We start from the raw sequence: 26,527 nt of genomic DNA on the forward strand, positions 1-26,527 counted from the left end.
GCCACGTTATCGAGTTCCCGGCGGGCTCGGCAACGGATTTCGATCACACGGTCAGATGGGAATGCCCGGCCACCTCATCGGCGGCCGGGCATCACGCTGGTGCAGGTGGCGGTGGTCAGCCGGCGACTCGAGCCACGCCGACCGGGCAGCTCAGCCCGTTCGGGCCGTGGTTGCAGTAGCCGTTCGGGTTCTTGGTCGGCGCCAGATACTGCTGGTGGTAGTCCTCGGCGAAGTAGTAGCTGCCGAGCGGGGCGATCTCGGTGGTGATCTCACCCTTGCCGGCGCGCGTCACGATCGGCTGGAACGCGTCCCGGGACGACTCCGCGATGGCCCGCTGCTCGTCGGTGGTCGTGTAGATCGCCGACCGGTACTGGGTGCCCACGTCGTTGCCCTGGCGCATGCCCTGGGTCGGGTCGTGGTTCTCCCAGAAGACCTTCAGCAGGTCCTCATAAGTGATCTTGCTGGGGTCGTACACCACCTGGACGACCTCGGCGTGCCCGGTCCGGCCGGAACACGTCTCCTCGTACGTCGGGTTCCTGGTGACGCCACCCGCGTAGCCGGCGGAGGTGGTGTAGACACCGGGCAGCGTCCAGAACAGCCGCTCGGCGCCCCAGAAACAGCCCATGCCGAAGACCGCGACCTGCAGGCCCTCCGGGAACGGGCCCTTCAGCGGGGTGCCCAGCACCTCGTGGCGGTCGGCGACCGGCATGGCGATCGGACGGCCCGGCAGGGCCTGGTCGGGCGAAACCATCTCGGCGTTCATACGGCGCAAAAACACGTGGGGATCTCCTCTCGTACCTCTCCCAGCGTGTAACACCGGTGGGTCCACCTTCCTTACCCGCGCCGGTGTGAGTCAGGCCCCGCCCGGGAGTGCGGCGGCGACCCGGTCCGCGTGCGTCCGGGCGTCGGCGTCGTCCTCGTAGCGGGTACGTGGCCAGAAGAAGCCCCGCAGCCCGTCGCCCTTGGTCCGTGGAACCACGTGGGTGTGCAGATGCGGGACGGACTGGGACACCTTGTTGTTCATCGCCACGAACGTCCCACCGGCCCCCAGGCCGGTCTCCACCGCCACCGCCAGGCGCTGGACCAGCGCGAAGTAGCCGGGCAGCAGGTTGGACGGCAACTCGGCGAGGGTCACCAGATGAACCCGGGGCACCACCAGCACATGCCCCTTGAACACCGGCCGAGTGTCCAGGAACGCCACCCCGTCCGGGGTGTCGGCGACCTTGAAGGCCGACACCTCACCCGCCACGATCCCGCAGAACACGCACCCGCTCATCCGCCCAGGCTAGGTGGCGGGGCCGGCGACGCGCGGGCCCCCACGCCCGCACCGCCTGTGGTACTCATCTATCGAAATAAATCAGTGCAGGTGTGACCTGCGCTCCGAAAGGATGAACCTTGCAGATCAGAAGAGGCGCCACCGTGGCCCTGGCGGCACTGACCGCCGGGCTGCTCACCGGCGCGTTCCCGGGCCCCGCCGTGGCGGCTGCCACGCCGACCGCCACCCCGCTGCCGCTGACCCAGGTGGCCGACGTGGTGTCCGCCGGCGACCGGGTCTTCGTCAGCGGTGGCCGCTCCTCCACCGACGTCGTGGTGGCCAGCGCGACCGGCGCTCTCGTCGGCACCCTGGCCGACCTGCCCGGCCCCACCGACCTGCTGCTCAGCGCCGACCGGCAGACCCTCTACGTGGCGCTGCCCAGCGCCAACGCCATCGCCGCCTTCGACACCGGCTCCCTGATCGAGTCGGCCCGCTACGACACCGGCGTGGGCGAGTGCCCGTCGTCACTGGCGTTGACCGGCCGGTACCTGTGGTTCGGCTACGGCTGCGACCAGTGGGGTGGCAACATCGGCCGGATCGACCTGGGACGCCAGCCGGCCCGGGTGACCACGGGGATGGCCACCACCCAGGACTTCTACGGCGCTCCGCTGCTGGCCGCTGCCAGCCAGAACCGTTCGGTGCTGCTGGCCGGGCAGGCGGGGTTGAGCCCGGCGTCGGTCTACGCGTACGCGATCGGAGCGGGGGGAGCACTGACCCTGCTGCGGGCGAACGACTGGACGGCGATCGGCAGCAACCTGCAGGACATCGCCCTCGACCCGACCGGTACCACCCTCTACACCGCCTCCGGTGCCCCGTACGAGGTGCAGGCGTTCCCGTTCGCCGACATCAGCATCCCCTCGGCGACCTACCAGACCGGTGCGTACCCGAATGCCGTCGAGGTGTCCCGCGACGGCAGCCGGATCGCCGCCGGAGCGGACGCCACCTACGCGCCGGACGTGTTCCTCTTCCGGTCGGACGGCACCGCGTTGGCCCAGTTCGAGCTGGGCGACGAACTCAGCCCGGGCGCGTTGGCCTGGGCGCCCAACGGAGCCCGGGTCTATGCGGTCTCCTACGACTGGACCGGGGCCAACCCGGCCACCCTGCACGTCCTGCCCGTTCCGGCCACCTGACCGGGCCTCGGAAGCACGGGGGCCGGGCCGGTTGGTCCGGCCCCCGCCTGGGAGCGCGGGTTCCGTTCCAGTCCTCGGGACGGGGGATTAGCCTCACGAGCATGAACCACGGCTTCGAGACGCTCGCCATCCATGCCGGCCAGGACCCTGAGGCCCGTACCGGCGCGGTGATCCCACCGATCTACCAGACCAGCACGTACGCGCAGGACGCCGTCGGCGCGCCCCGGCTCGGCTACGAGTACAGCCGCTCGGGCAACCCGACCCGCGACGCGCTCCAGGAGTGCCTGGCAGCGCTGGAAGGCGGGCCGGTCGGCCTCGCCTTCGCCAGCGGCCTGGCGGCGGAGGACACCCTGCTGCGCGCCGTGTGCCAGCCGGGCGACCACGTGGTGATCCCGGACGACGCGTACGGCGGCACGTACCGGCTCTTCGCCCGGGTCGCCCAGCGCTGGGGCCTGGAGTTCACCCCGGCCAAGGTCTCCGACCCGGACGCGATCCGGGCGGCGGTCCAGCCCGGCCGCACGAAGATCGTCTGGCTGGAGACGCCGACCAACCCGCTGCTCGGCATCGCCGACATCGCCGCCCTGGCCGGTGTCGCGCACGACGCGGGCGCGCTGCTGGTGGTCGACAACACCTTCGCCTCGCCGTACCTCCAGCAGCCGATCGCGCACGGCGCGGACGTCGTGGTGCACTCCACCACCAAGTACATCGGCGGGCACTCCGACGTCGTCGGTGGCGCGCTCATCGTCGCCGACGCCGCACTCGGCGAGGAGCTGCGCTACCACCAGAACGCGATGGGCGCGATCAACGGCCCGTTCGACGCCTGGCTCACACTGCGCGGCATCAAGACCCTCGGGGTACGGATGGACCGGCACTGCGACAACGCCGAGCGGCTCGCCGCGTACCTCGACGGGCACGCCAAGGTTGCCCAGGTGATCTACCCGGGGCTGCCCTCGCACCCCGGTCACGAGGTGGCCGCGAAGCAGATGCGCCGGTTCGGCGGCATGATCTCGTTCCGCGCCGCGGGTGGTGAGGACCACGCCGTCGAGATCTGCAACCGCACCAAGCTCTTCGTGCTCGCCGAGTCGCTGGGTGGCGTGGAGTCCCTGATCGAGCACCCGGGTCGGATGACACACGCAAGTGCTGCCGGCTCGCCGCTTGAAGTTCCCGGCGATCTCGTGCGACTGTCTGTCGGCATCGAGACGGTCGACGACCTGCTCGCCGATCTGGAGCAGGCGCTGGGCTGACCGCTGGGGAGGATGGCCGTGCAGGACATCAAGGCGACCTGGGTCGGGACGACCGCCAAGCAGATCGCCCGGGGCGTACGCCGGGGTGACGTCTCGGCCACCCAGGTCGTCGCCGACCACCTCGAGTACATCTCCCGAGCCGACCGCGAACTGGCCGCGTTCCGCGCCGTTCGCGGCGGCGAGGCGATCACCGAGGCGGAGAAGGTCGACGAGCAGGAGGACCTGGCGAACCTGCCGCTGGCCGGGGTGCCGGTGGCGGTCAAGGAGAACACTCCGGTCGCCGGCCTGCCCACCTGGAACGGGTCGGCGGCCGCCCGCAGCGACGTCGCCGAGGCCGACCACGAGGTGGTGCGTCGGCTGCGTGGGGCCGGCGCGGTCATCCTCGGCGTGACCCGCATGCCGGAGCTGGGGCTGTGGGCACTCACCGACGACGACAGCGCGGTGACCCGTAACCCGTGGGACAGCACGCGTACTCCCGGGGGGTCCTCCGGCGGCGCGGCCGCCGCGGTGGCGGCGGGGCTGGTGCCGATCGCGCACGGCAACGACGGCCTCGGTTCGATCCGGATCCCCGCGGCCTGTTGCGGCCTGGTCGGGCTCAAGCCCGGTCGCGGCGTGGTTCCCTGCCAGCTCGGCGCGGACGACTGGTTCGGTCTCACCGAGCACGGCATGCTGACCAGCACCGTCGCCGACGCGGCGGTCGGCTTCTCGGTGCTCGCTGGTCGGCGTCCCGAGAAGCTGGTCCCGCCGCAGCGGCTGCGGGTGGGCGTCTCGCTGCGCTCGCCGGTGCGCGGTGTCGCACCCGACGCGCCGAACCGGGACGCGGTCGCCGCCGCCGGCCGGCTTCTCGCCGCCGCCGGGCACGACACGGTCCCCGCCGACCCGGTCTACCCCACCGCGCTCGGCCTTCAGGGCATCGCCACCTGGTTCGCCGCCGCCGCCACCGACGTCCGGGCCTCCGGGCTGGACCGGCGTGGCCTGCAACGGCGTACCCGGAGGCACGTCGCGCTGGGTGAGTGGGCGCAGCGCCGCGGCTACGTGCGGGAGGCCGACCGTGCCGCGTGGCGGCAACGGTCGGTCGACTTCTTCACCGACCACTCGGTCGACCTGCTGCTCACCCCGGCGCTGGCCACCGCGCCGCCCGAGGCGGCCCGCTGGTCGGAGAGGTCCTGGCGGGCGAACATGACAGCCAACATCCGGTACGCCCCGTACGCCGCTCCGTGGAACATCGCCGGCCTGCCGGCGGTCGTGGTGCCGGTGGGTCGACGCCCGGACGGCCTGCCGGTCGCCGTGCAACTGGTCGGTCCGCCCGGTTCGGAGCTGCTGCTGCTCGGTGTGGCCGGCCAGTTCGAGATGGCCGCCCCGTGGGCGCGCCACGCCCCCGGCTATCCCCGCGTCGGAACGGGGTCGCCGGCGACCGCATGATCGTCTACGGTGTGCGCGCATCGACGCGCGGACCCGGGGGCTCTCATGCACTGCCAGACCTGTGGGGGCGCCACGTCCCCCGAGCACAACGAATGCCAGCGGTGCTACACACCGCTGGGCCAGCCCGCCGTCACTCCCGGGCTGCCGACCTACCGGGTGCGCGGGCTCGGTCTGGCCGCCCGCATCGCGGTCGGCGCGACCACCGTGCTGTACCTGGCGGTGGCGCTCTCCCCGCTGGTGGGGATGGCTCTGGCTCGGCAGGCCCGGGTCGACAACGAGCATGAGCTGCTGCTCGCCGCGTTGATCGTGCAGGTGGTGCTGTCGCTGCCCATGGTGGCCGCGTACCTCACCGCCGCCGTGCTTGTGATCATCTGGACCTGGCGGGCGCGGAAGAACATCGAGGCGTTCCCAGGTGCGCTGCCGACGCTCGGTGCAGGGTGGGCGATCGCCGGTTGGCTGGTGCCCTTCGCGAACCTCGTGATGCCGGTCCGGGTGATCGCCAACGTGGCGCGGGACAGCCTCTGGCGGCGCTTCACCCCAACCCTGGTGACCGTCTGGTGGAGTGCCTGGCTGGTCTTCAGCATCGGCGAGCGGGTGGTCAGCCGCCTCGACAGCCGGGCGTACGACAAGCTGCCGGAGACACCATCCACCAACGGCGACTACCAGGCGTACGGCGACTACTACCGCGACTCGCTCCTGCGCAACGCCGTGCCCGCGGTGGCCTGCGTGATCGCCGCGGTGGCGCTGTACCTGCTGATCCAGCGGATCTCCGCAGCCCAGGAGGCCCGCATCGCCCGCGCGACGCCAGCGTGGCCGAACGGCCCGGTCTGGCCGAACGCCCCGGTCTGGCCGGCCGGGTCGGTCCCGGCGGGGTTCGCCCCGGGGACGGTCCCGCCCGCCTCGGTCCCTGCCGCCTCGGTTCCGCCAGCCTCGGAGCACCAGTCGAGGCCGGTGTCGCCGCAAAGGACTCCGGAGGCGGGTGGCACGATCGGGGCATGACGGAACTGGTCAGTCTCGACGACGTGCGGGCCGCACGGGAGTTGCTCGCCGGCGTCATCCGGACCACTCCGCTGGAGCCCTCCCGTCCGCTCAGCGCGGCACTGGGCGGGCCGACCTGGCTCAAGTGCGAGAACGTGCAGCGTGCCGGCTCGTACAAGGTGCGGGGCGCGTACGTGCGGATCTCCCGGCTGTCGGCCGAGGAGCGGGAGCGGGGCGTGGTCGCGGCCAGCGCTGGCAACCACGCGCAGGGCGTGGCCCTCGCCGCCGGCCTGGTCGGCACGCACGCCACCGTCTTCATGCCGGTCAACGCGCCGCTGCCGAAGGTGGCCGCCACCAAGGGGTACGGCGCGCAGGTCGAGCTGGCCGGCAACACCGTCGACGAGTCGCTGGTCGCCGCGCACACGTACGCCGAGCGCACCGGCGCGGTGCTGATCCACCCGTTCGACCACGCCGACGTGATCGCCGGTCAGGGGACGGTGGCGCTGGAGATCCTCGAACAGTGCCCGGAAGTGAAGACGATCATCACCGGGGTGGGTGGCGGCGGGCTGATCTCGGGCATGGCGGTGGCCGCGAAGGCGTTGCGACCGGACGTCCGGATCATCGGCGTCCAGGCCGCCGGTGCGGCGGCGTTCCCGCCCTCGCTGGTGGCCGGGGAGCCGGTCCGGCTGCCCACCTTCTCCACCATCGCCGACGGCATCGCGGTCGGTCGGCCGGGGGAGATCACCTTCAACCACGTGCGGAAACTCGTCGACGAGATCGTCACGGTCTCCGAGGAGGACATCTCCCGGGCCCTGCTGATGCTGTTGGAACGCGGTAAGCAGGTCGTCGAGCCGGCCGGGGCGGTCGGCGTCGCCGCGTTGCTGGCGGGCGTGGTCGAGGTGGAGACGCCGGTGGTCGCGGTGCTGTCCGGCGGTAACATCGACCCGTTGCTGATGCTGCGGGTGATCGAGCACGGGTTGGCCGCCGCGGGTCGCTACCTGCGGGTGACAGTGCGCTGCTCGGACCGGCCGGGACAACTCGCGTCGCTGCTCAGCCAGATCGCCGAGCACCGGGCCAACGTCGTGGACGTGGAGCACCAGCGGGCCAACCCACACCTCGGCCTCGGCGAGGTGGAGGTGGCGCTGTCGGTCGAGACCCGGGGCGTGGAGCACTCGGACACGCTGATCAGCGCCCTGCGGGCCAGCGGCTACCAGGTGGTTTTCGCCGCCGAGGCGTGACACCGGTGGGTGCCACGCCTCGAAAGCGGTGCTGGGGAGCTGCTCGTAGGGCCGCCGCCGATCAGCCGGAGAACGGCTCGAAGCTGACCACTGTCACCTTGATGTCGGCGCCGCTCGGCGCCGTGTAGGTGCAGGTCTGCCCGGGCCGACCACCCAGGATGGCCTTGCCGAGCGCCGACTCGGGGCTGTAGACGGTCAGGTCGGTGGTGGCCGCGATCTCCCGCGAACCGAGCAGGAAGGTCTCGGTGTCGTCGGCGTCGTCATCGAAGTAGATCGTCACGACCATGCCGGGCGAGACCGCGTCCGCCGTCGGCGCCTCGCCGACCTTCGCAGTGCGCAGCAGCTCCTGGAGGTAGCGGATGCGACCTTCGGCCTTGCCCTGCTCCTCGCGGGCGGCGTGGTAGCCGCCGTTCTCCCGCAGGTCGCCCTCCTCGCGCCGAGCGTTGATCTCGGCTGCGATGGCCGGGCGGTTGGCGATGTGCTCGTCGAGCTCGGCCTGGAGGCGGTCGTGCGCGTCCTGCGACAGCCAGGTGGCGGGCGCCTCGTTGCCAGTGGACACAGGCGTTCTCCTCAGTTGTGCGTGGCTGGCTGACAGGTGAACTACCAAGTTACCAGTGCAGTACGACACAGGGTGTCGGCCATCACCGCCGGTGCCCGGATCCGACACCGCGCGTAGGTGCTTCCCGGCCCTCGTGGCCGGGGCTGTTATGGCAGGTCAGGACACCGGTTGGCAGCGCATGACCTCGCCGATGAACGGCCGTGCGGTGGTGGCCAGGCGGTGCCGGGTCGTCACGTGCCGGCTGCCGGGCTCGGCGGTCACCGTGACCTGTTCGCGAGCCACCTCGGCGCCCGCGCGGTCCCGGGCACGCAGCAGGCAGACCGCCGATCCGCCCGACGGCACTGTCACCCGAAAGTCGACCAGCACCTGATTGTCCGTGATGTCGGTGTAGGTGATCACCTGGGCGTCATAGACCGGGTCACCGTACTGGCGGTAGAGCCGGACGGAGATCACAGTCAGCGTGGCCACGAGCGCCAGCAGCACCACCGCCGCCAGCAACGTGCGTCGCCGCCGTCCGCCCGGTGCGCGGCGGCGGCCGTAGCGCCCGGCCGGGAAAACCGGAGCACCTCGTGAAATTGTGGCGTGCGTCTCGGTCACCGGCGGGTATCTCCTGGCGTTGTTGTCGGCGGCATCAGCAAGAATGACAGAGTCCCATCCTCCCACCCGGTCCAGCGGCAGGAATGGCAGGTCATGCCCGCGCTGCTGACCGACGACTGGGGTGCGGTGAGGAAAGATCCCGGCAGGTCAGCCGGTCGAGCCCGGTCGGGTCCACCGTCCGGCACAGACGAGGAGCGCCGAAGTTGGCAGAGCAACTGCGTCTCATGGCCGTGCACGCGCACCCGGACGACGAGTCGAGCAAGGGCGCAGCGACGATGGCGAAGTACGTCGCGGAGGGGGTGGACGTCCTGGTCGTGACGTGCACGGGCGGCGAGCGCGGGAGTGTGCTCAACCCCAAGCTCGACCGGCCGGACGTGTGGGCCAACATCGCCGAGATCCGGCGTGCCGAGATGGACGCCGCACGGGCGATCCTCGGCGTCGACCAGGCGTGGCTCGGCTTCGTCGATTCCGGCCTGCCCGAGGGTGACCCGCTGCCGCCGCTGCCCGAGGGTTGTTTCGCCCTGCAGGACGTCGAGGTGGCCGCCGGGCCGCTGGTGCGGCTGATGCGTGAGTTCCGTCCGCACGTCGTCACCACGTACGACGAAGAGGGCGGCTACCCGCACCCGGACCACATCATGTGCCACAAGGTGAGCATGGCCGCGTTCGAGGCCGCCGGTGATCCGGAGCGCTACCCGGAGCTGGGCGCGCCCTGGCAGCCGTTGAAGCTCTACTACGACATCGGCTTCTCCAAGGGCAAGATCATGGCCCTGCACGAGGGCATGCTGGCCGCCGGTCTGGAGTCGCCCTACGAGGAGTGGCTCAAGCGGTGGGAGGACCGGCCCGACAAGGGCCCTCGGATCACCACGCGGGTGGAGTGCGCCGACTACTTCACGGTTCGCGCCGACGCGTTGCGCGCCCACGCCACCCAGGTCGACCCGGACGGCTTCTGGTTCCAGGTTCCGATGGAGCTGCAGCAGCGTGCCTGGCCGACCGAGGACTACGAGCTGGCCCGCTCGATGGTCGACAGCCCACTGCCCGAGTCGGATCTCTTCGCCGGGGTGCGGGAGACGGCCCACGCACGCTGATTTCCGTCGGGTCTACCCTGGTTACCAACCGCACATCGGAGGAACGCCATGCTGACCGCTGCCCAGGTGCTCGCGGAGAACAACTTCGGGGACACCCGCACGGGTGGTCTGGCCGGGCCGATGGGCCTGTTCCTCATCCTGCTGCTGGCCACCGCGACCATCCTGCTGATCCGCAACATGAACACTCGGCTGCGCCGCCTGCCCGACCGGTTTCCGCAGCAGGCGGGGCCGACCGACCCGACCAGGGCCGATGCGGCAGTCGTCGATCCGACAGACGGGACCGGGGGGCGTGATTCATCCACGCCCGCTCCCAATGGGCACCAGCAGCAGCGGAACGGGTAGTCCGCGCATGAATCACGCCGAACCGGTTGGTCGCCCCCTGTTGCGGCCACCCGGTTTGGCTTAGCCTTCCGCCGGGGGGACCAAAAGTCCCCGAGCCGTGTGCGGGAGGGGGCGCCGATGACCAGCACAGCAGCGGCCGCCCACCGTAACCTCGGTCGGTCGGCTGACGGGGGAGGTCGATGACCTCCGGTCCAGCCGGTGACTCGTTCGACCGGCTCGGGGTGCGGGGCACACCGGTCCGGTTGCTCGTGCTCACCGCCGCCGTCGCGCTGACCGCCGTGGCCGCCGCCGCAGTCGGGCTGACCCTGCCGGTCAGGCTGCCGGTCGACGACCCCCTCGGTGGTCCGGCCCGCTTCGGCATCGCCGTCGCCGTCCTCGCTCTCGCCCAGCTCGCCCGACTGCGGTTCCGTTCGTCCGCGGGCATGGTCAGCATCACCTGGGGCGAGGCCGCGCTGATCGTCTGCCTCTACCTGGCTCCCGCCGGCTGGCTCCCGTCCGCCACGCTGCTCGGCACCGGGCTGGCCTGGACGATGCTCTCGCTGCACAACGACCGCCGCCCGGTCCTGGAGCTCGTCCGGATCGCCGCGTCGCTGGCCGCCGCGTCGGCACTGGCCGTCTCCGTGACCACCGCACTCGGGCGACCGCTGCTCGCCCCGCCCACCCCGAAGCTCGCGCTGGCCCTGATCGCCGGGTCGGTGACCTATCTCCTGGTGACCGCCTGGCTGGGCGGGGTGACGCTGGGCCTGCGGCACGGCCTGCCGATCGGGCCGCCGCTGCTCGCCGCGCTGCGCGGCAAGCTGTTGATGTTCGTCGGCAACGTGGCGGTCGGCCTCGTCGTGGTCGCCCTCCTGGAACTCGACCCGCGCTGGTTGCTGTTGCTGCCGCCGCTGCTCTGGCTGCTGCAACAGACCTACGGTTACCGGCTGCGCTCCGATCAGGAGCGCCGCACCTGGAGAGCGTTCGCCGAGGCCACTGCGGCCCTCAACCAGCTCGACGAGCGCGGCGTGGCCACCGCGGCGGTCACCGGAGGGCTGACGCTGTTCAACGCCGAGCTGGTGGACGTCGACGTGGCGCGGGCCGACGGCCGGTGGCACCGGTACCGGGGCGATGCCGGCGGTCAACTGGTCGACCGCGAGACGGACCCACCGGACCAGTCGGAGCCCGACGAGCACGAGCTGAGCCGGGCACTGTCGGTCGGCGCCGCACCGGTCGGTCGGCTGCGGGTGCGGTTCCCCCGCTCGGCCCCGCCCACCGCGCGGGAGCGCGACGCGGTGGCCGCGTTCGGCGACGCGCTCGCCGCCGCGCTGCACGACGCCGCAACCCACCGCGAGCTGCGGCTGGTGACCGCCCGTTCGTCGTACGAGGCGGTGCACGACCCGCTCACCGGGCTGGCCAACCGGGCGGCGATGCTCGGCAAGGGCGACCAGTCGCTGCGGCAGCTCGCGCACGATCACCCGGTGGCGCTGCTCCTGCTGGACATCAACCAGTTCAAGGAAGTCAACGACACCCTCGGTCACGCCGCGGGCGACCAGTTGCTGCGGCTGACCGCGAACCGGCTCGACGCGCTGGTCCGCCCCGGTGACCTGCTCGGTCGGCTCGGTGGCGACGAGTTCGCCATGCTGCTCACGGCGGTGCCGGTGCTCGGTGACCGGGCCGCGCCGATGGCCCATGCACTGCGCCAGGCCCGCGAGATCGCCGAACGGCTGGCCGCGCCGACCGAGGTGGCCGGCGTACGGATGTCGATCGAGGTTTCCGTCGGGGTGGTGGTGGCCGACGCCGGCACCGCCGACCTGACCGAGCTGCTGCGCCGGGCCGACATCGCGATGTACCAGGCCAAGGAGGGCGGCGGCAACGTCGCCGTGTACGACGGCACCCGGGACGCGGCCAGCACCGACCAGCTCGCCCTGCTGGCCGAGCTTCGCGAGGCGCTCCTGGTCGACGACCAGCTGGTGTTGGCGTTGCAACCGGCGGTCGACCTGGCCACGGGTGCGCCCACCGGCGTGGAGGCGCTGATCCGCTGGCAGCATCCGCGGCGCGGGTGGCTGAGCCCGGCCGACTTCATCCGGCCGGTGGAAAACAGCGAGCAGCTCGGCACCTTCACCCGGTACGTGCTGGACAAGGCGCTCAGCGTGGCCGCCAGTTGGGCGCGTGAGGGGCTGGACGTCCCGATCTCGGTCAACCTGTCGGCCCGCAGCCTGCTCGACCCCCGGCTGCCGGCGGAGATCGCCGACGCGCTGCGCCGCCACCAGGTGCCGCCGCACCGGCTCGTTCTGGAGATCACCGAGACGGTGGTGATGAGTGAGCTGGAGGTCATCGACGAGGTGCTGGCCACGCTCCGGTCGATGGGCGTGCAGCTCGCGGTCGACGACTTCGGCACCGGCTTCTCGTCGCTGACCTTCCTCACCCGGATCGCCGTTGACGAGTTGAAGGTGGACCGCTCGTTCGTGATCCGGATGACGGACTCGCCGGAGGCGGCGGCGATCGTACGGACGACAGTGGGGCTCGCCCACGAGTTGGGCCTGCGGGTGGTCGCCGAAGGGGTCGAGACCGCCGAGCAGCGGATGGCCCTGGCCGAGCTGGGATGCACCTCCGCGCAGGGCTACCACTTCTTCAAGCCGATGCCGGCCGACAAGATCGGCGCGGTGCTGGGTACGCTGCGCGACTCGGCGGAGTCGAACGTGTTCCGGCTGCGCGCCGACGGCGCCTCCTGACCGTTCCGCACTAGTCGGTCCCGACGCCGACACCGCGGTGGTCCGGCTGAAGAAGGGCTGACGGGTCCCGGCCCGGGCCGGAGGCCCGGGCCTCCGCAACCCGGTCCTGAGGCTCCGGCCGCCGGACCATCCGGGTGGAGCCCGCGCGGTCCGCGCCGGGGCTGGTTATGGTCGTGGGCGTGAACCGACTCGTCGACGCCACCAGCCCGTACCTGCTCCAGCACGCGGACAACCCGGTCGACTGGTGGCCCTGGTCGGACGAGGCGTTCGCCGAGGCGAAACGGCGGGACGTCCCGGTGCTCATCTCGGTCGGCTACGCGGCCTGCCACTGGTGTCACGTCATGGCGCACGAGTCGTTCGAGAACGAGCAGGTCGGCGCCCTGATGAACGACAACTTCGTGTCGATCAAGGTGGATCGGGAGGAGCGCCCGGACGTGGACGCGGTCTACATGACCGCGACGCAGGCGATGACGGGCCAGGGTGGCTGGCCGATGACTGTCTTCGCCACCCCGGACGGCACCCCGTTCTTCTGCGGCACCTACTTCCCGCGGCCCAACTTCGTCCAGTTGCTCCAGTCGGTCACCACCGCCTGGCGGGAGCAGCGCGAGGAGGTCGTGCGTCAGGGCGCCGCGGTGGTCGAGGCGATCGGCGGTGCGCAGGCCGTGGGCGGCCCCACCGCCCCGCTGGACGCGCCGCTGCTCGACGCCGCGGCCGGCAGGCTGGCCAGCGAGTACGACGCCACGAACGGCGGCTTCGGGGGCGCCCCGAAGTTCCCACCGCACATGAACCTGCTCTTCCTGCTGCGCCACCACCAGCGCACCGGCGACCCGCGCAGCCTGGAGATCACCCGGCACACGGCCGAGGCGATGGCCCGTGGCGGCATCTACGACCAGCTCGCCAGCGGCTTCGCCCGATACTCGGTGGACGCGCACTGGACGGTTCCGCACTTCGAGAAGATGCTCTACGACAACGCGTTGCTGCTGCGGCTCTACACCCAGCTGTGGCGACTCACCGGTGACCCGCTGGCCCGGCGGGTGGCGCGGGACACCGCCCGCTTCCTCGCCGACGAGCTGCACCGGCCGGGCGAGGGCTTCGCGTCCGCACTGGACGCCGACACCGAGGGCGTCGAGGGGCTCACCTACGCCTGGACACCCGCGCAGCTCGTCGAGGCGCTGGGTGAGGAGGACGGCCGCTGGGCCACCGACCTCTTCGCCGTCACCGACGAGGGGACCTTCGCCCCTCATTCCGCCTCCGCGCCGCAAGACGGCACTCCGGACGGAAAGAAGGGCGTCGAGCACGGCATGAGCGTGCTCAAGCTCGCCCGGGACGTCGACGACGCCGCGCCCGAGGTGCGGGCCCGCTGGCAGCAGGTCGTCGGGCGGCTGCTCAGTGCCCGGGACACCCGGCCGCAGCCGGCCCGCGACGACAAGGTGGTGGCTGCCTGGAACGGCCTGGCGATCACCGCCATCGTCGAGTTCCTCCAGGTGGCCGCGTTGTACGCGTCTCCGCAGGACGAGGACGCCAACCTGATGGACGGCGTGACGATCGTCGCCGACGGCGCGATGCGCGACGCGGCCGAGCACCTGGCCACCGTGCACCTGGTGGACGGCCGGCTGCGCCGGGTCTCCCGGGACGGCAAGGTCGGCGAGCCGGCCGGCGTCCTGGAGGACTACGGCTGTGTGGCCGAGGCCTTCTGCTCGCTGCACCAGCTCACCGGCGAGGGCCGTTGGCTCACGCTGGCCGGCGAGCTGCTGGACACCGCGTTGGCGCACTTCGCCGCGCCTGGTGGTGCCTTCTACGACACCGCCGACGACGCGGAACGGCTGGTGGCCCGGCCCGCTGACCCGACCGACAACGCCACCCCGTCCGGCCGGTCGGCGTTGATCGCCGGGCTGGTCGCGTACTCGGCGCTGACCGGGGAGACGCGCTACCGGGAGGCCGCCGAGGCGGCGCTCGCCACTGTCGCGCCGATCGTCGGTAAGCACCCCCGATTCACCGGCTACGCCGCCATGGTCGGTGAGGCGTTGCTCTCCGGGCCGTACGAGATCGCCGTGGTGACCGACGACCCGGCTGGCGATCCCCTGGTGGCCGCGGCTCGACGGCACGCCCCGCCCGGGGCCGTGGTGGTCGCCGGGCAACCGGACCAGCCCGGTGTGCCGCTGCTCGCCGACCGTCCGCTGGTCGACGGGCGGTCCGCCGCGTACGTCTGCCGGGGGTTCGTCTGCCAGCGGCCGGTGACCTCGGTCGAGGAGCTGGTCGCCGAGCTCAGCTGAAGGCACCGCCACGCCCTGTAGTGCCCGCGCTCCCTGCACCGCCCGTCCCCGGACCGGGTCGGCGGCGCGGGTGCCGGCCCTCCGGGTGGGCGTGCCGATGGCCCGGATAGGCTGGCCGCGCTATGGATTCCCGTACCGGTCTGCCTGTTGTCGGCATGGTGGGTGGCGGCCAGTTGGCCCGGATGACCCACCAGGCCGCGATCGCCCTCGGCCAGTCACTGCGTGTGCTCGCGACCGCCCCCGACGACGGCGCGGCGCTGGTCGCCGCCGACGTTCAGTACGGCGACCACACCGACCTGGCCGCCCTGCGCACCTTCGCCAAGGGCTGCGACGTCGTCACCTTCGACCACGAGCACGTGCCCTCGGAGCACATCCGCACGCTGGCGGCGGAAGGGGTGACCCTCTACCCGCCGGCAGACGCGTTGCTGCACGCCCAGGACAAGCAGGTCATGCGGGAACGCCTGACCGAGCTGGGCGCCCCCAACCCGCTGTGGCGGCCGGTCGGCGAGCCCGCCGACCTGGTCGGCTTCGGTGAGCAGGTCGGCTGGCCGGTGGTGCTCAAGGCGGCGCGCGGCGGCTACGACGGCCGGGGCGTGTGGATGGTCGACGACGCGACCCAGGCCGGCGAGCTGGCAGCAACGCTGCTCGCCGGCGGCACCCGGCTGATCGTCGAGGAGCGGGTGCCGCTGCGCCGGGAGCTGGCCGTGCAGGTCGCCCGGTCGCCGTTCGGTCAGGTGGCCGCGTACCCGGTGGTCGAGACGGTGCAGCGGGACGGCATCAACGTGGAGGTGCTGGCCCCGGCGCCCGGCCTGGACGAGGAGCTGGCGGTCTCCGCCCAGCAGCTCGCCATCGACCTGGCCACCGCGCTCGGCGTGATCGGCCTGCTGGCCGTGGAGCTGTTCGAGGTGCGCGACGAGGCCGGCCGCCCCGCCATCGTGGTCAACGAGCTGGCCATGCGCCCGCACAACTCCGGGCACTGGACCATCGAGGGCTCCCGCACCTCGCAGTTCGAGCAGCACCTGCGGGCGGTGCTGGACTACCCGATGGGCGACACCTCGCTGACCGCGCCGGTGGTGGTGATGGCGAACGTGCTCGGCGGAGAGCCGGGCGGAATGTCGATCGACGAGCGGCTGCACCACCTCTTCGCCGCCGAGCCGGGCGCCAAGGTGCACCTGTACGGCAAGCAGGTGCGACCCGGCCGGAAGGTCGGGCACGTCACGGTGCTCGGCGACGACCTGGATGACGTACGGGCACGCGCGGCGCGGGCCGCGCGTTGGCTGCGTGAGGGGCACGAGTGACCACCTCGGTCGAGAAGGAGACCCCAGTGACCACGGTCGGGCTGATCATGGGCAGCGACTCGGACTGGCCGACCATGCGGGCCGCCGCCGAGGTGCTGGACGACTTCGGCGTGGCGTACGAGGTGCGGGTGATCTCGGCGCACCGGACTCCGGTCGCGATGATCGAGTACGGGCGGGACGCCGCAGACCGGGGCCTGAAGGTGATCATCGCCGGGGCTGGAGGTGCCGCGGCGCTGCCGGGCATGGTCGCCTCGGTGACGCCACTGCCGGTGATCGGCGTGCCGGTGCCGCTGAAGCACCTGGACGGCATGGACTCGCTGCTGTCCATCGTGCAGATGCCGGCCGGGATCCCGGTGGCCACCGTGTCGATCGGCAACGCCCGCAACGCCGGCCTGCTCGCCGTACGGATCCTCGGCGCGAGCGACGACGGCCTGCGCGCCAGGATGACGACCTACCAGGAGGACCTGGAGAAGCTGGTGGCGAGCAAGGAAGCCGCCCTCCAGGCAACCCTCCCGTAGCTCGCGTCAGACCCCAGCCGCGAACCCGGCCCACTCACCGCGCCCACTCACCCACGCCGCACGGCCCCTCCGATTCACCTCATGCCGCGTAGCGCGGTCTGTAGGCGTTCCTGGGCGCGGCGGCGGCGCTCGTTGCTCGCGCCGAGCACGAGCAGCAGGATGCCGACCGGGATGAGCGCGAGCCACGGGCCGACGCTGAACAGGGCGTGGATCGCGGTGATCGCGGTCACCGACGCGCCGACGATCACCGGTGCCTGCTGTTGGGTGGACGAGCCGAAGATCAGCACCGCGACCGCGCCGAGCAACAACAGCATCTGCCGCAGCGTGCTGGACTCGGTGGCCAGCACGATGGCCAGCGTCGGTACGAAGGCGGCGACCAGCGCCGGCCCGTACGCCACCCAGCTGCTCAGGTCCGCTCGGTGGCGCAGCTCCAACACCCCGACGAGCAGGGCCAGGGCGGCGAACGGCAGCGTGTACGCCTCGGGCAGCGCCACGTCGGCGACCCGCATCATGATCCACCACGCGGTGATCTCGCAGACCACCACGGCCCAGAACAGGATGCGGCGTTCCACCGGCCGACGACCGGGTCGGGTCGCCGCCACCCCGAGGACCGCACCCCAGGCCGCCAACAGGGCGGCGATGTGTCGGGGCGAGTCGAAGGCGAGGGCCAGGGCGATCAGCGCGGCAGCGTAGCCGCTCCATTCGACTGTGGAGGCCTCGCGCTGCGCCTCGGGGCGGCGCAGCCGGGGCAGGGTCGCGGCGAGCACCTGCAGGACCGCTCCGACGGCGAGCACCCCGAACGCGGACCAGACCGCGGCCAGCCCGGCGACCAGGCCGGCGGTGAGCACGAAGAGCTGCGCCATGAGTGAGGCGAAGAGCCAGCCGAGGATGCGTGCCCGCTGGGTGGTGCCGAAGAACGCCCCGACCGCGCCCACCCCGACGGCGCTGCCGAGGGTGAACAGGGTCAACTGCCGGTCGGCCAGGCTGCCGGCGAGCCCGGCGCTGCCACCGGCCAGACCGATGGCGAACACCAGCACCCGGGCCAGCCGCAGTGAGCGGGCCCGCTCGGCCAGCGGCGGCGGTGGGGTCAGCGCGAGACCGAGCATCGCGATGGTGAAGACGGAGAGCGCGGCGACGCTGCTGGCCGGCCAGCCCCGGCCCAGCGCGGTGGGCGCGATCAGCAGGGTGACGGCTGCTCCGGGCAGCACCACCGGGACGGCCCGGGAACGACGCCCACCGCTGAACCCGGTGGCGGCCAGCGCGGCGGTCGCGGTGAGCAGCAGGGCCGTCAGCACGTGGGTCGGGTTGACCACGTCCGGCGGTGGGGTGAGCAGCTCCGGCGGAGGGCCCTGCCAGATCCGGGTCAGTGTGCGGTGCGGCTCGACCAGGGCGGTGACCAGCGCGGGCGTGATCGAGGCGAGCGCCAGGGCGGTCGGAAGGGCCGCCGCGGCCAACGCGCCGGCGGCCGGATTGAACCGCCACCGCCGTCGCTCCGGGTCGTCCGGCAGTCGACGGAGTGCGCCGTCGAGCCGTACCGCCCAACGCCGGACCGGCTGGGCGGCGCCGGTGGGCGGCACGGTGGCCGCGCGGATCAGCTCGGCCAGCACGCCGAGCAGGGCGGCGGCGGCCGCGTAGACGCCCGCGGCGAGGCCGGTGGGGATGGCGGCGAGGGCGCTGATGCTGGCACCGCCGACCACCGCCGCGCTGACCCAGGGCAGATATTGCGGCACCTCCCGGCGGACCGCGGCCACGGCGGCCAGGCCGAGGCTGGACGCGGCCAGCGCGGCGGTCAGCACCACCTCCGCCGAGTGGTCGAACTCTGCGGCCAGCGCCGCCACCGAGCCGGGGAGGGCCAGCAACGCGGCGCCGATCGCCGCACCGCCGATCTGCGCCAGGTGCGGTGGCATCCCCTCGGTCTCGATGTCGGTCACCTGCGGGCCGGCCAGCACACGGGCCAGCGCGGCCACCACCACGCCGATCAGCGCGATGCTGCCCAGGGCCAACGCTGTGGTCCAGGGTCGGACCAGGCCGGCTCCGGCGGCGTGCAGTGCGACCACCCCGGCGACGGTGGCCCGGGACAGGGCCGCGCGGGCCTCCTCGGTGGCGACCGCGGCGATGCCGTACACGGCGGCGACCATCCCGCCGATCAGGACCGGCGACCACCAGGCCAGGTCGAACGCGGCCGGCGCGCCGATCGTGGCGAGCACCGCCGCCACGCCGGACACGTCCCACCGCCAGGGCGGCGGGAGCAGGATGCCTGCCGCGACGGCCAACAGCGCCAGCGCGACCGGAGCCTGCCAGGTGGAGCCGCCGACCGGCGCGGCGGGCCAACCGATCAGGTCGCCCTTCCAGATCGGACCGGGTGTGGCGAGCACACCGACGCCACCGCGCACCGCGGACCAGCCGGCGAGTACGCCGATGAGGGCACCGCCGACGGCGAGGCCGAGGATCGGCCCGCGTCGCCACTCCTCCGGCATGGTGCGTGCTGCCACGGCGACCACCAGGACCAGTGCGGCGGCCACCGCCAACTGCCCGCCCGGGGCGAGCACCGCACCGATCCGCACCAGGGTGGCGATCAGGGCGGTGGTGACCGCGGCGGCGGCCAGGTCCGAGCCGTCCAGGGTGAGGTCGGCGCGTCGGCCGGCGTCGATTGACGGGGCCAGGAAGAGCAACACCGCCGCGACCAGCAGCAGCGCGCCGACCCAGGCGTCGGCGACGGTCGCACCGGGTGCGCCGAACGCGGCGGCGGTGACCACCAGCGCGCCCAACCCGGTGCCGACCGACAGCGGCGCGGGGATGCGGCGCTGGGAGACCTGCACGACGGCGGCGTAGCCGAGGGTCACGCAGACCGCCAGGAAGCTGGCGGCCAGGACCGGGACGGTCACCTCCCGGAGACTGGCCGGGGTGGGGGTCGGGTCGGTCGGCATGGTGGCGGCCACGAACGCGGCCACCGCCCCGGGTAGCGCGAACGCGGCGCCTCCGGCCGCCCAGGCGGTGACGGTGTCGGAGGCGGCCGAGGCGATCCGGACCCGGGGTGCCAGGGCGACCAGCGTGCCGGCCGCGAACAGGGTGAGGAGGACCGCGGCGGTGAGGGTGGGGCTGGCGAGGCTGGCGCCGGCGCCGAACAGGCCCACCACGGCCGCACCGACGGCGTGTGCCACCGCGGCTCGGTCGGTGCGGGCGGAGAGCCCGATGACGCCGATGCCGATCGAGGTGGCCACCATCGGCCAGGGTGCCGCCGCCCAGCCGAGACCGAACGAGGCGGGAACGGCGAGTGCGGTCAGCGCCGCGCCGGCGACCGCGAACTCGCGGCGGATCTCCGGGGGCAGCGCCAGCACCGCCGCGATGGTGAGCAGGAATGCGGCGCCCGCGAGCTGCCAGGTGTTCGGCCCGACAGCGGCGGCCAGCTCGGCCGGGTACTTGCTGAGGTCGGCACCCCAGGCGGGCAGCGCCGCCCGGACCGGCGCCACCCCGGCGCGTAGCGCGCCTCCGGCGACCACCACACCGCTGACGGTCAGTGCCACCGCCGAGGCGATCTGTGGGCCACGCCGGGCGGTCTCGGGGACGGCGCGCACCGCCAGCCCGGTCACCGTGATGACCAGCGCGATCAGCAGCAACGCCCGGTCGGGCAGCGCCACCGAGGCGACTCGGCTGAATGCGCCGATCACGGCCAGGGTGAGGATGCCGGCCGCGACGTCGGGCAGCGGTGGTCGACGCAGCACCAGCGCGCCGGCCAGCCCGACCGCGGCGGCCAGCAGCAGCACCATCCCGGCGCCGGTCGCGGTCGGCACGGTCTGTGCCCGCAGCAGGGCGGTGACCGCGTACGCCAGGGCGACGGCGACCGCCACCGCGTGCAGCAACGAGGTCAGCTCGCGTAGCCCGGGCACCGGGCGCAGCGGCAGGGTGTCGGCGGAACCCGCGCTGGCGTCGATCAGCTCGCCGGCCTCCTCCGGGTCGCCCTCCGGTCGGCTCTCAGCGCTGCGCTGGCGGGGCGCCGACGGGGTGCCCGGCACCGGCAGGTCCTGCCGGACGGGGCGTTCCAGGGCCACGCCGGAACGGGCCAGCCAGAGGTCGACAAGGGCGACCAGAGTCAGCACCAGCGCCCAGCCGCCCGGCCCGGTGATCCGGTCGTACGCCAGCAGCGGCAGCACCGGCTGCGCGGCGAGGACGGTGGCGAAACGGGGTGCCCGCAGGCCCGTCAAACGGGCGTAGCCGAATGCGACGGCTGCCGTGACCGCGAAGATCACTCCGCTGAAGACCGTGGCGGAGCCGCCGCCGGTGCCGATCCGGTCCACTGCCCAGAGGGCGTTGCCGGCGAGCGGCACCAGCAGCAGGCCGACCGCGGCGATGGTCTCGGCGGTCGAGGTGAGCCCGCGCCGGGCCAGTGCCGGCGGGGCGAGCAGCATCAGCACGGTGGCCAGGAGCAGGATGCCCAGCCGCGCCACCGCGTCCATCGAGCTGGTCGCCACCGCGGCGAAGACCACCGCGGCCACCCCGAGCAGCAGCGCGCCCAGCCCGAGGGGGATGTTCTGCACCTCGCGCGACGACGCCTCCGGCGGGTGCTCCGGGTCGTCCGCGTCCAGCCACCTCGCTCGGGGCGGGGGCGGCGGCGGGTCCTCCGGGGTGGGCGGGGTGTTCTGCCGGGGCACCCGGGGTGGCGCTCCGTTGGTGGCGGTCGGTGGCCGCCGGCCGGCGCGGCGGCGCAGCACCCGACGTGGCCGGGTGGCCTGCTTGAGTCGCTCCTCTCCGGCGTGGGCGAGGATGTCGCGCTGGAAGAGCGCAGCCTGCATCTTGGCGGCGATCTGCCGTTGCTCGCGGGCGATGGCGGCGTCGCGGGCCTTCATCTCCGCGATCGAACGCTCGATGTCCGCCAGGTGCTCGACCCACTGCGGCTGATCAGCCCCACAGTGCGGGCATCGCACGGCCGGCTTGATCTCCCGGCCGCACGAGGAGCATTGAAAGGTCGCCACGACACACCCCTCCACCCGCACTGTGGACTTCCACTGTCGCAGCATGCCCAAAGCTGGCGCGGATTTCGACTCTTGTCGGCGGGTCCGGGGCAAACAACGACACCGGCCGGCCACCGAATGCTCGGTGGCCGGCCGGTTGGGGTCGTGCGGTCAGGGTCGGCCCATGCCCCGGTACTCCCAGCCAGCCTGGGTCCACAGTGCCGAATCGAGACAGTTCCGGCCGTCGACCACCATGCGGCCGTTGACCAGCTCGCCAAGGGCGACCGGGTCGGCGTTGCGGAAGTCGGCCCACTCGGTGAGGACGCAGACCAGGTCGGCGCCGGCGACCGCCTCGTTGATGCCGGCCTCGTAGGTCAGCTCGGGGACCGCGCGGCGGGCGTTCTCGGTGCCCTGCGGGTCGTACACGTGCACTTCCGCGCCGGCCTTGTGCAGCAGCGCGGCGACGGCGAGCGCCGGGGCGTCCCGGACGTCGTCGGTGTTGGGCTTGAACGTGGCACCGAGCACGGCGATCCGGGTGCCGGAGAAGTCCGGGCCGGCCGGCCCGGAGCGGCGGCCGAGCAGATCGGCGGCGAGGTTGAGCACGCGGGTACGGCGGCGGAGGTTGATCAGGTCGACCTCGTGCAGGAAGCGCAGCGCCTCGCCGGCGCCCAACTCCTGGGCCCGCGCCTGGAAGGCGCGGATGTCCTTGGGCAGGCAGGCGCCGCCGAAGCCGAGGCCGGCCTGGAGGAACCGGTTGCCGATCCGCGGGTCGTACCCGATCGCGCGGGCCAGTTGGGTGACGTCGCCACCGGACGCCTCGCAGACCTCGGCCATCGCGTTGATGAAGGAGATCTTGGTGGCCAGGAAGGCGTTCGCGGCGACCTTGACCAGCTCGGCGGTGGCGAAGTCGGTGACCACCAGGGGCACCTCGCGGTCCTCCGTGGCGGCCAGGTCGAACACGCCCTTGTGCGCGGCGTAGAGCATGCCGTTGGCCCACTCGCTCTTCACGCCGACGACGATGCGGTTGGGGCGCAGGACGTCGTCGACGGCGAAGCCCTCCTGGAGGAACTCAGGGCTCCACGCCACCTCGACGTCAATGTCGCCGGGGGTGTGCTTGCCGACGAGCTGCTCCACCCAGTCCGCGGTGCCGACCGGCACTGTGGACTTGCCGACGATCAGTGCCTTGCGGGTCAGGTGCTGCGCGAGGCTGGTGACCGACGCCTCGACGTACGACAGGTCGGCGCCCATCCCGTCGGCCCGCTGGGGGGTGCCCACGCAGATGAAGTGCACGTCACCGAACTCGGCGGTCTCGGCGATGTCGGTGCTGAACCGGAGGCGTCCGGCGGCGAGGTTGCGCCGCAGCAGCTCGTCCAGGCCGGGTTCGTGGATGGGCACCTGACCGGCGTTCAACATCGCGATCTTGTCCGCGTCGACGTCGAAACCGAGCACGTCGTAGCCCAGCTCGGCGTAGCAGATGGCGTACGTCGCACCGAGGTAGCCAGTCCCCAGGAACGTCACACGCGGCCGAGGAGCGCCCGAGGGCGGTGTCACCGCGGCGATGGCGGGGGTCGGCTGGATGGTGGGATAGGGGATCGTCACGCCTGTTTCTCCGCTCGCACTGGCGGCGCGTCGTCGCGTCGCATTCTGCCGGGGCGCCTAAGCGGGGCACCGAAGGGGTGGCTCACTGTCTGTCCTCCATCATCGCCCAGCGGCGTGGGTGCACCCGCATGGCCCATGCCTACGCGCCGGTAACATCACCTGAACTGCAGTCGCTAGTCTTCAGTCTGCGCGGTCGGCGGTCAGGAGTCGTCACAGACTGCGCATGATAGCGGTGAAGGGGAGGGGCCGACATGGCCGCAGGCGAGTCGTTCGACGTCTACCGGTTGCCCGAGGAGCACGTGGCGATCCGGGACGCGGTCCGGGAGGTCTGCACGGCGAAGGTGGCGCCGCACGCCGCCGAGGCCGACGAGACCGGAGAGTTTCCCAAGGCGTCCTACGACGCGCTGAGGGGGGCCGACTTCCACGCACCGCACATTCCCGAGGAGTACGGCGGCGCGGGCGCTGACGCGCTGGCCACCGCCATTGTGATCGAGGAGGTCGCCCGGGCGTGCGCGTCCTCCTCGCTGATCCCGGCGGTGAACAAACTTGGCACGATGCCGCTGTTGTTGTCCGGTTCCGAGGAGCTCAAGCGCCGCTACCTGACGCCGGTGGCGGCGGGTGAGGCGATGTTCTCGTACTGCCTCTCCGAGCCGGAGGCGGGCAGCGACGCGGTGTCGATGACCACCCGGGCGGTGCGTGACGGGGATCACTGGGTGCTCAACGGCGTGAAGCGCTGGATCACGAACGCCGGCGTGTCGGAGTTCTACACCGTCTTCGCCGTCACCGACCCGTCCGCGCGGTCCCGGGGCATCTCGGCCTTCGTGGTCGAGAAGTCCGATGCCGGGGTGAGCTTCGGCGCGCCGGAGAAGAAGCTCGGCATCAAGGGCTCGCCGACCCGCGAGGTCTACCTCGACAACGTGCGGATCCCCGCCGACCGGATGATCGGCGCGGAGGGCACCGGCTTCGCGACCGCGATGAAGACCCTGGACCACACCCGGGTCACCATCGCCGCGCAGGCCGTCGGGATCGCGCAGGGCGCGCTCGACTACGCCAAGGGGTACGTGGCCGAGCGCCGGCAGTTCGGCAAGGCCGTCGCCGAGTTCCAGGGCATCCAGTTCATGCTCGCCGACATGGGCATGAAGCTGGAGGCTGCCCGGCAGCTCACGTACGCGGCGGCCGGCAAGTCGGAGCGCGGCGACGCCGATCTGACCTACTTCGGCGCGGCAGCCAAGTGCTTCGCCTCGGACGCCGCCATGGAGATCACCACCGACGCGGTGCAACTGCTGGGCGGCTACGGCTACACGCGGGACTACCCGGTCGAGCGGATGATGCGCGACGCCAAGATCACGCAGATCTACGAGGGCACCAACCAGGTGCAGCGCATCGTCATGGCTCGGCAGCTGCTCAACGGTCTCGTCTAGGTTCTTCTCCCGCCTGGCTCCGCCCAGACTGACGTGACATGACGAAGGCCGGCACCGCCTTGGCGGTGCCGGCCTTCGTCCGTGGCGACTACGTGAGCCAGGGCAGTCTCCGGACCAGGGGAGTGTTGGCCCACCAGCGGCCGAGGCCGAAGGTGGCGCCGGCTCCGGCGGCGGCGATCCCGATGAGCAGGGCGGCCAGGATGAGGTGGTCGTCGATGATCGGGTTGGTCTTGGGAGGCAGCACGACGGTGTACATCATGATGAGCATCAGCGCGCCGGCTCCGGCGGCGATTCGCATCCCGATGCCCAGCAGCAGGGCGACGCCGATGGCAGCCAGGCCGACCATGAAGGCGATGTCGGCGAACGTGGTGCCGGCGAGGTTGTGGTAGAAGCCGGCGAAAGGCCCTTCCGCTCCAGCGAGGAAGCCCTTCGTGGGGTGGCCGCCGTCGACCCAGCCCTTACCGTCCGGGGTCGCGTAGCCCAGGCCGAACAGCTTGTCGACGAATGCCCATAGGAAGGTGAAGCCCATCCCGATCCGGGCGGCGAACCAGGCGTACCTGGCCACTGTCCGGGCGGTGGTGCCGCCACCGGTGGCCGGCGTGTCGGTGGTGCCTGCCGCCGGCTCGGTCCCCGACGCGCTGCGGGGAGTCCGGTCGAGACGCGGGGGGACGATGGCGTTCATGGCATCCTCCATCTTTGCCGCCAGCCTGGTCGACCGGCGCTCAACTACAGTTCACGGCAACCGGCGCGGTGCCAGTAGGACCACAGGGCATCGATGTGACGGGACCAAATCCCTGTCCGGTGGGACCTCTGTCCTGCTCCCACGAGCGACACGTGACACCCGGGCGGCGTCCTGCGGTCAGGCGAGGTCGATCGTCTCGTCGACGTCGCGGCGAGGGGCGGAAGGCCCACCCGGCTGCCCGTACCCGATCCGCATGACCATCTGAGGCGTGCCGTACCTGCCGAGGGCCAGTCGCAGCTGCTCGCGGGCTCGGGGTACCTCGATGGGCTGGGACAGCATGGAGACGGCGAGGCGGCTGTCGGTGGCGGTGAGGAGCACGCGTTGCAGCGCCTGGCCGGCGGTGATCTGGTCGGTGGCGCTGTCGCCCTGGACACCGAGCACAGCGACGAGTGGTTCAGGTTCGAAGTCCCGGCCGGGCGCGCGGGTGCGTACCCCGAAGGCCCGTTGGGGTAGCAGGTCCTGCGGTTCGGGGACCGGCCCGCCCGCCTCGACCGGGATGCCGTCAACGGCGGGCGAGGTGCGGATCCACCGCGTCAGCTCCGCCCGGTAGGCACAGTCGCGTTCCAGCACCCGGTTGGCGCTGCGGGCGATCTCGGCGACAGTCTGGACCGCGCCCGCTCCAATGACCATCTCCAGCCATGCGCCCTCGGCCCGGGCGGCCTCGATCAGACGCCACCGTGCGTCCGCCGCCACCGGGTTCGGCCAGAACGGCCTGCGGTTGCTGTGCCGTCGGGGGATCGCGGAATACAGGTCCTGCTCGGCCGGAGTCGCGGGCCGTGGTCGGGCGGGGACCAGCAGGGCCACGGTATCCAGATCATGTGGATGCGGACGCAGCCGCACCTCCGCCGGAGTGCCAGCGACGGCGAGCGCCAGGCGAAGGTTGAACACGGCGGCGCCGCAACTGAGCCGTGCCGCCCAGCGGTTGGGGTCACCGACCTGCGGCAGCCGGTCCGGATCGATCCGCACCTCGATGCCACCGTCGGAGAGTCGGAAACGCCAGGGCTGACTGTTGTGCAGCGACGGCGCCCGAATCGCTGCGGCCACCGCAGCGCGAAGCCCGGCAGGTGTGAACGTGGTGCTGATCATCGCGGCACATCCTTCACGGC

Annotated in this window: 20 protein-coding genes; 12 read left to right on the plus strand and 8 right to left on the minus strand. The window is 72.4% G+C overall.

Going from position 1 to position 26,527, the window contains the following annotated elements; translation table 11 throughout:
- Positions 1–115: 115 nt before the first annotated feature.
- Both msrA and FBZ33_RS03105 read right to left on the minus strand, forming a co-directional pair.
- Positions 116–778, minus strand: a complete 663-nt coding sequence (gene msrA, locus FBZ33_RS03100) for a peptide-methionine (S)-S-oxide reductase MsrA (RefSeq protein ID WP_141907926.1) — start codon at positions 776–778, stop codon at positions 116–118.
- A gap of 75 nt (positions 779–853) precedes the next feature.
- A complete protein-coding gene (locus FBZ33_RS03105) occupies positions 854–1,276 on the minus strand; it encodes an HIT family protein (RefSeq protein WP_141907927.1) in 423 nt (140 codons plus the stop codon).
- A gap of 119 nt (positions 1,277–1,395) precedes the next feature.
- On the opposite strand from FBZ33_RS03105, the gene FBZ33_RS03110 reads away from it, so the two are divergent.
- From FBZ33_RS03110 to ilvA, 5 genes are all read left to right on the plus strand, one after another.
- Entirely contained in the window at positions 1,396–2,445 is a 1,050-nt protein-coding gene (locus tag FBZ33_RS03110; RefSeq protein ID WP_141907928.1) for a hypothetical protein, read from the plus strand.
- Between the two features lie 101 nt (positions 2,446–2,546).
- On the plus strand, positions 2,547–3,689 hold the full coding sequence (locus FBZ33_RS03115; protein ID WP_088946262.1) for a cystathionine gamma-synthase: 1,143 nt from the start codon (positions 2,547–2,549) through the stop codon (positions 3,687–3,689).
- Between the two features lie 12 nt (positions 3,690–3,701).
- Positions 3,702–5,111 carry an amidase gene (locus tag FBZ33_RS03120; RefSeq protein ID WP_088946263.1) on the plus strand — a complete coding sequence of 470 codons (1,410 nt, stop codon included), beginning with the start codon at positions 3,702–3,704 and terminating at the stop codon, positions 5,109–5,111.
- Between the two features lie 45 nt (positions 5,112–5,156).
- Positions 5,157–6,110, plus strand: coding sequence for a DUF4328 domain-containing protein (locus FBZ33_RS03125; protein ID WP_141907929.1), 954 nt, complete (start codon positions 5,157–5,159; stop codon positions 6,108–6,110).
- Complete coding sequence (gene ilvA / locus FBZ33_RS03130; protein ID WP_088946265.1) at positions 6,107–7,327, plus strand: threonine ammonia-lyase; 1,221 nt, start codon at positions 6,107–6,109, stop codon at positions 7,325–7,327. The genes FBZ33_RS03125 and ilvA overlap by 4 nt, the downstream gene beginning before the upstream one ends.
- Positions 7,328–7,388: 61 nt before the next feature.
- On the opposite strand, the gene greA is transcribed toward ilvA, so the two are convergent.
- Entirely contained in the window at positions 7,389–7,886 is a 498-nt protein-coding gene (gene greA / locus FBZ33_RS03135) for a transcription elongation factor GreA (RefSeq protein ID WP_099850624.1), read from the minus strand.
- Between the two features lie 156 nt (positions 7,887–8,042).
- The gene (locus FBZ33_RS03140; RefSeq protein ID WP_141907930.1) at positions 8,043–8,483 is read right to left on the minus strand and encodes a DUF4307 domain-containing protein; all 441 of its coding nucleotides are present in this window, start codon (positions 8,481–8,483) and stop codon (positions 8,043–8,045) included.
- A 203-nt stretch (positions 8,484–8,686) separates the two neighbouring features.
- On the opposite strand from FBZ33_RS03140, the gene mca reads away from it, so the two are divergent.
- The 6 genes from mca to purE all read left to right on the plus strand — a co-directional run bounded on the left by mca (position 8,687) and on the right by purE (position 16,710).
- Complete coding sequence (gene mca / locus FBZ33_RS03145) at positions 8,687–9,568, plus strand: mycothiol conjugate amidase Mca (RefSeq protein WP_141907931.1); 882 nt, start codon at positions 8,687–8,689, stop codon at positions 9,566–9,568.
- 48 nt (positions 9,569–9,616) lie between these two features.
- Complete coding sequence (locus tag FBZ33_RS03150; protein ID WP_141907932.1) at positions 9,617–9,910, plus strand: hypothetical protein; 294 nt, start codon at positions 9,617–9,619, stop codon at positions 9,908–9,910.
- Positions 9,911–10,089: 179 nt separating this feature from the next.
- A complete protein-coding gene (locus tag FBZ33_RS03155) occupies positions 10,090–12,621 on the plus strand; it encodes a bifunctional diguanylate cyclase/phosphodiesterase (protein ID WP_141907933.1) in 2,532 nt (843 codons plus the stop codon).
- A gap of 179 nt (positions 12,622–12,800) precedes the next feature.
- The gene (locus FBZ33_RS03160; protein ID WP_141907934.1) at positions 12,801–14,894 is read left to right on the plus strand and encodes a thioredoxin domain-containing protein; all 2,094 of its coding nucleotides are present in this window, start codon (positions 12,801–12,803) and stop codon (positions 14,892–14,894) included.
- 122 nt (positions 14,895–15,016) lie between these two features.
- Positions 15,017–16,192, plus strand: coding sequence for a 5-(carboxyamino)imidazole ribonucleotide synthase (locus FBZ33_RS03165; protein WP_141907935.1), 1,176 nt, complete (start codon positions 15,017–15,019; stop codon positions 16,190–16,192).
- A 26-nt stretch (positions 16,193–16,218) separates the two neighbouring features.
- Positions 16,219–16,710 carry a 5-(carboxyamino)imidazole ribonucleotide mutase gene (purE, locus tag FBZ33_RS03170; RefSeq protein ID WP_088951467.1) on the plus strand — a complete coding sequence of 164 codons (492 nt, stop codon included), beginning with the start codon at positions 16,219–16,221 and terminating at the stop codon, positions 16,708–16,710.
- A gap of 74 nt (positions 16,711–16,784) precedes the next feature.
- Here the strand turns inward: purE and FBZ33_RS03175 are convergent, their stop codons facing one another.
- Together FBZ33_RS03175 and FBZ33_RS03180 are read right to left on the minus strand one after the other, a co-directional pair.
- On the minus strand, positions 16,785–21,680 hold the full coding sequence (locus tag FBZ33_RS03175) for an SCO7613 C-terminal domain-containing membrane protein (RefSeq protein ID WP_141912369.1): 4,896 nt from the start codon (positions 21,678–21,680) through the stop codon (positions 16,785–16,787).
- Positions 21,681–21,830: 150 nt separating this feature from the next.
- Positions 21,831–23,258, minus strand: a complete 1,428-nt coding sequence (locus FBZ33_RS03180; protein WP_141907936.1) for a UDP-glucose/GDP-mannose dehydrogenase family protein — start codon at positions 23,256–23,258, stop codon at positions 21,831–21,833.
- 251 nt (positions 23,259–23,509) lie between these two features.
- Between FBZ33_RS03180 and FBZ33_RS03185 the strand changes: the two genes are divergently transcribed.
- The gene (locus FBZ33_RS03185; RefSeq protein ID WP_088946274.1) at positions 23,510–24,679 is read left to right on the plus strand and encodes an acyl-CoA dehydrogenase family protein; all 1,170 of its coding nucleotides are present in this window, start codon (positions 23,510–23,512) and stop codon (positions 24,677–24,679) included.
- Between the two features lie 88 nt (positions 24,680–24,767).
- On the opposite strand, the gene FBZ33_RS03190 is transcribed toward FBZ33_RS03185, so the two are convergent.
- Positions 24,768–25,361, minus strand: coding sequence for a DoxX family membrane protein (locus FBZ33_RS03190; protein WP_088946275.1), 594 nt, complete (start codon positions 25,359–25,361; stop codon positions 24,768–24,770).
- A 177-nt stretch (positions 25,362–25,538) separates the two neighbouring features.
- Complete coding sequence (locus FBZ33_RS03195) at positions 25,539–26,507, minus strand: nitroreductase (RefSeq protein ID WP_247667668.1); 969 nt, start codon at positions 26,505–26,507, stop codon at positions 25,539–25,541.
- Positions 26,508–26,527 lie beyond the last annotated feature (20 nt).

This window comes from Micromonospora sp. A202 (assembly GCF_006715105.1).
Taxonomy (GTDB): Bacteria; Actinomycetota; Actinomycetes; order Mycobacteriales; family Micromonosporaceae; genus Micromonospora; species Micromonospora zamorensis.

Coding starts and splice junctions, on each gene's coding strand:
- FBZ33_RS03125 (WP_141907929.1), top strand. CDS start 5,157: ATGCACTGCCAGACCTGTGGGGGCGCCACGTCCCCCGAGCACAACGAA.
- FBZ33_RS03190 (WP_088946275.1), bottom strand. CDS start 25,361: ATGAACGCCATCGTCCCCCCGCGTCTCGACCGGACTCCCCGCAGCGCG.
- FBZ33_RS03115 (WP_088946262.1), top strand. CDS start 2,547: ATGAACCACGGCTTCGAGACGCTCGCCATCCATGCCGGCCAGGACCCT.
- FBZ33_RS03105 (WP_141907927.1), bottom strand. CDS start 1,276: ATGAGCGGGTGCGTGTTCTGCGGGATCGTGGCGGGTGAGGTGTCGGCC.
- FBZ33_RS03165 (WP_141907935.1), top strand. CDS start 15,017: ATGGATTCCCGTACCGGTCTGCCTGTTGTCGGCATGGTGGGTGGCGGC.
- FBZ33_RS03120 (WP_088946263.1), top strand. CDS start 3,702: ATGGCCGTGCAGGACATCAAGGCGACCTGGGTCGGGACGACCGCCAAG.
- FBZ33_RS03195 (WP_247667668.1), bottom strand. CDS start 26,507: ATGATCAGCACCACGTTCACACCTGCCGGGCTTCGCGCTGCGGTGGCC.
- FBZ33_RS03185 (WP_088946274.1), top strand. CDS start 23,510: ATGGCCGCAGGCGAGTCGTTCGACGTCTACCGGTTGCCCGAGGAGCAC.
- ilvA (WP_088946265.1), top strand. CDS start 6,107: ATGACGGAACTGGTCAGTCTCGACGACGTGCGGGCCGCACGGGAGTTG.
- FBZ33_RS03155 (WP_141907933.1), top strand. CDS start 10,090: ATGACCTCCGGTCCAGCCGGTGACTCGTTCGACCGGCTCGGGGTGCGG.
- FBZ33_RS03150 (WP_141907932.1), top strand. CDS start 9,617: ATGCTGACCGCTGCCCAGGTGCTCGCGGAGAACAACTTCGGGGACACC.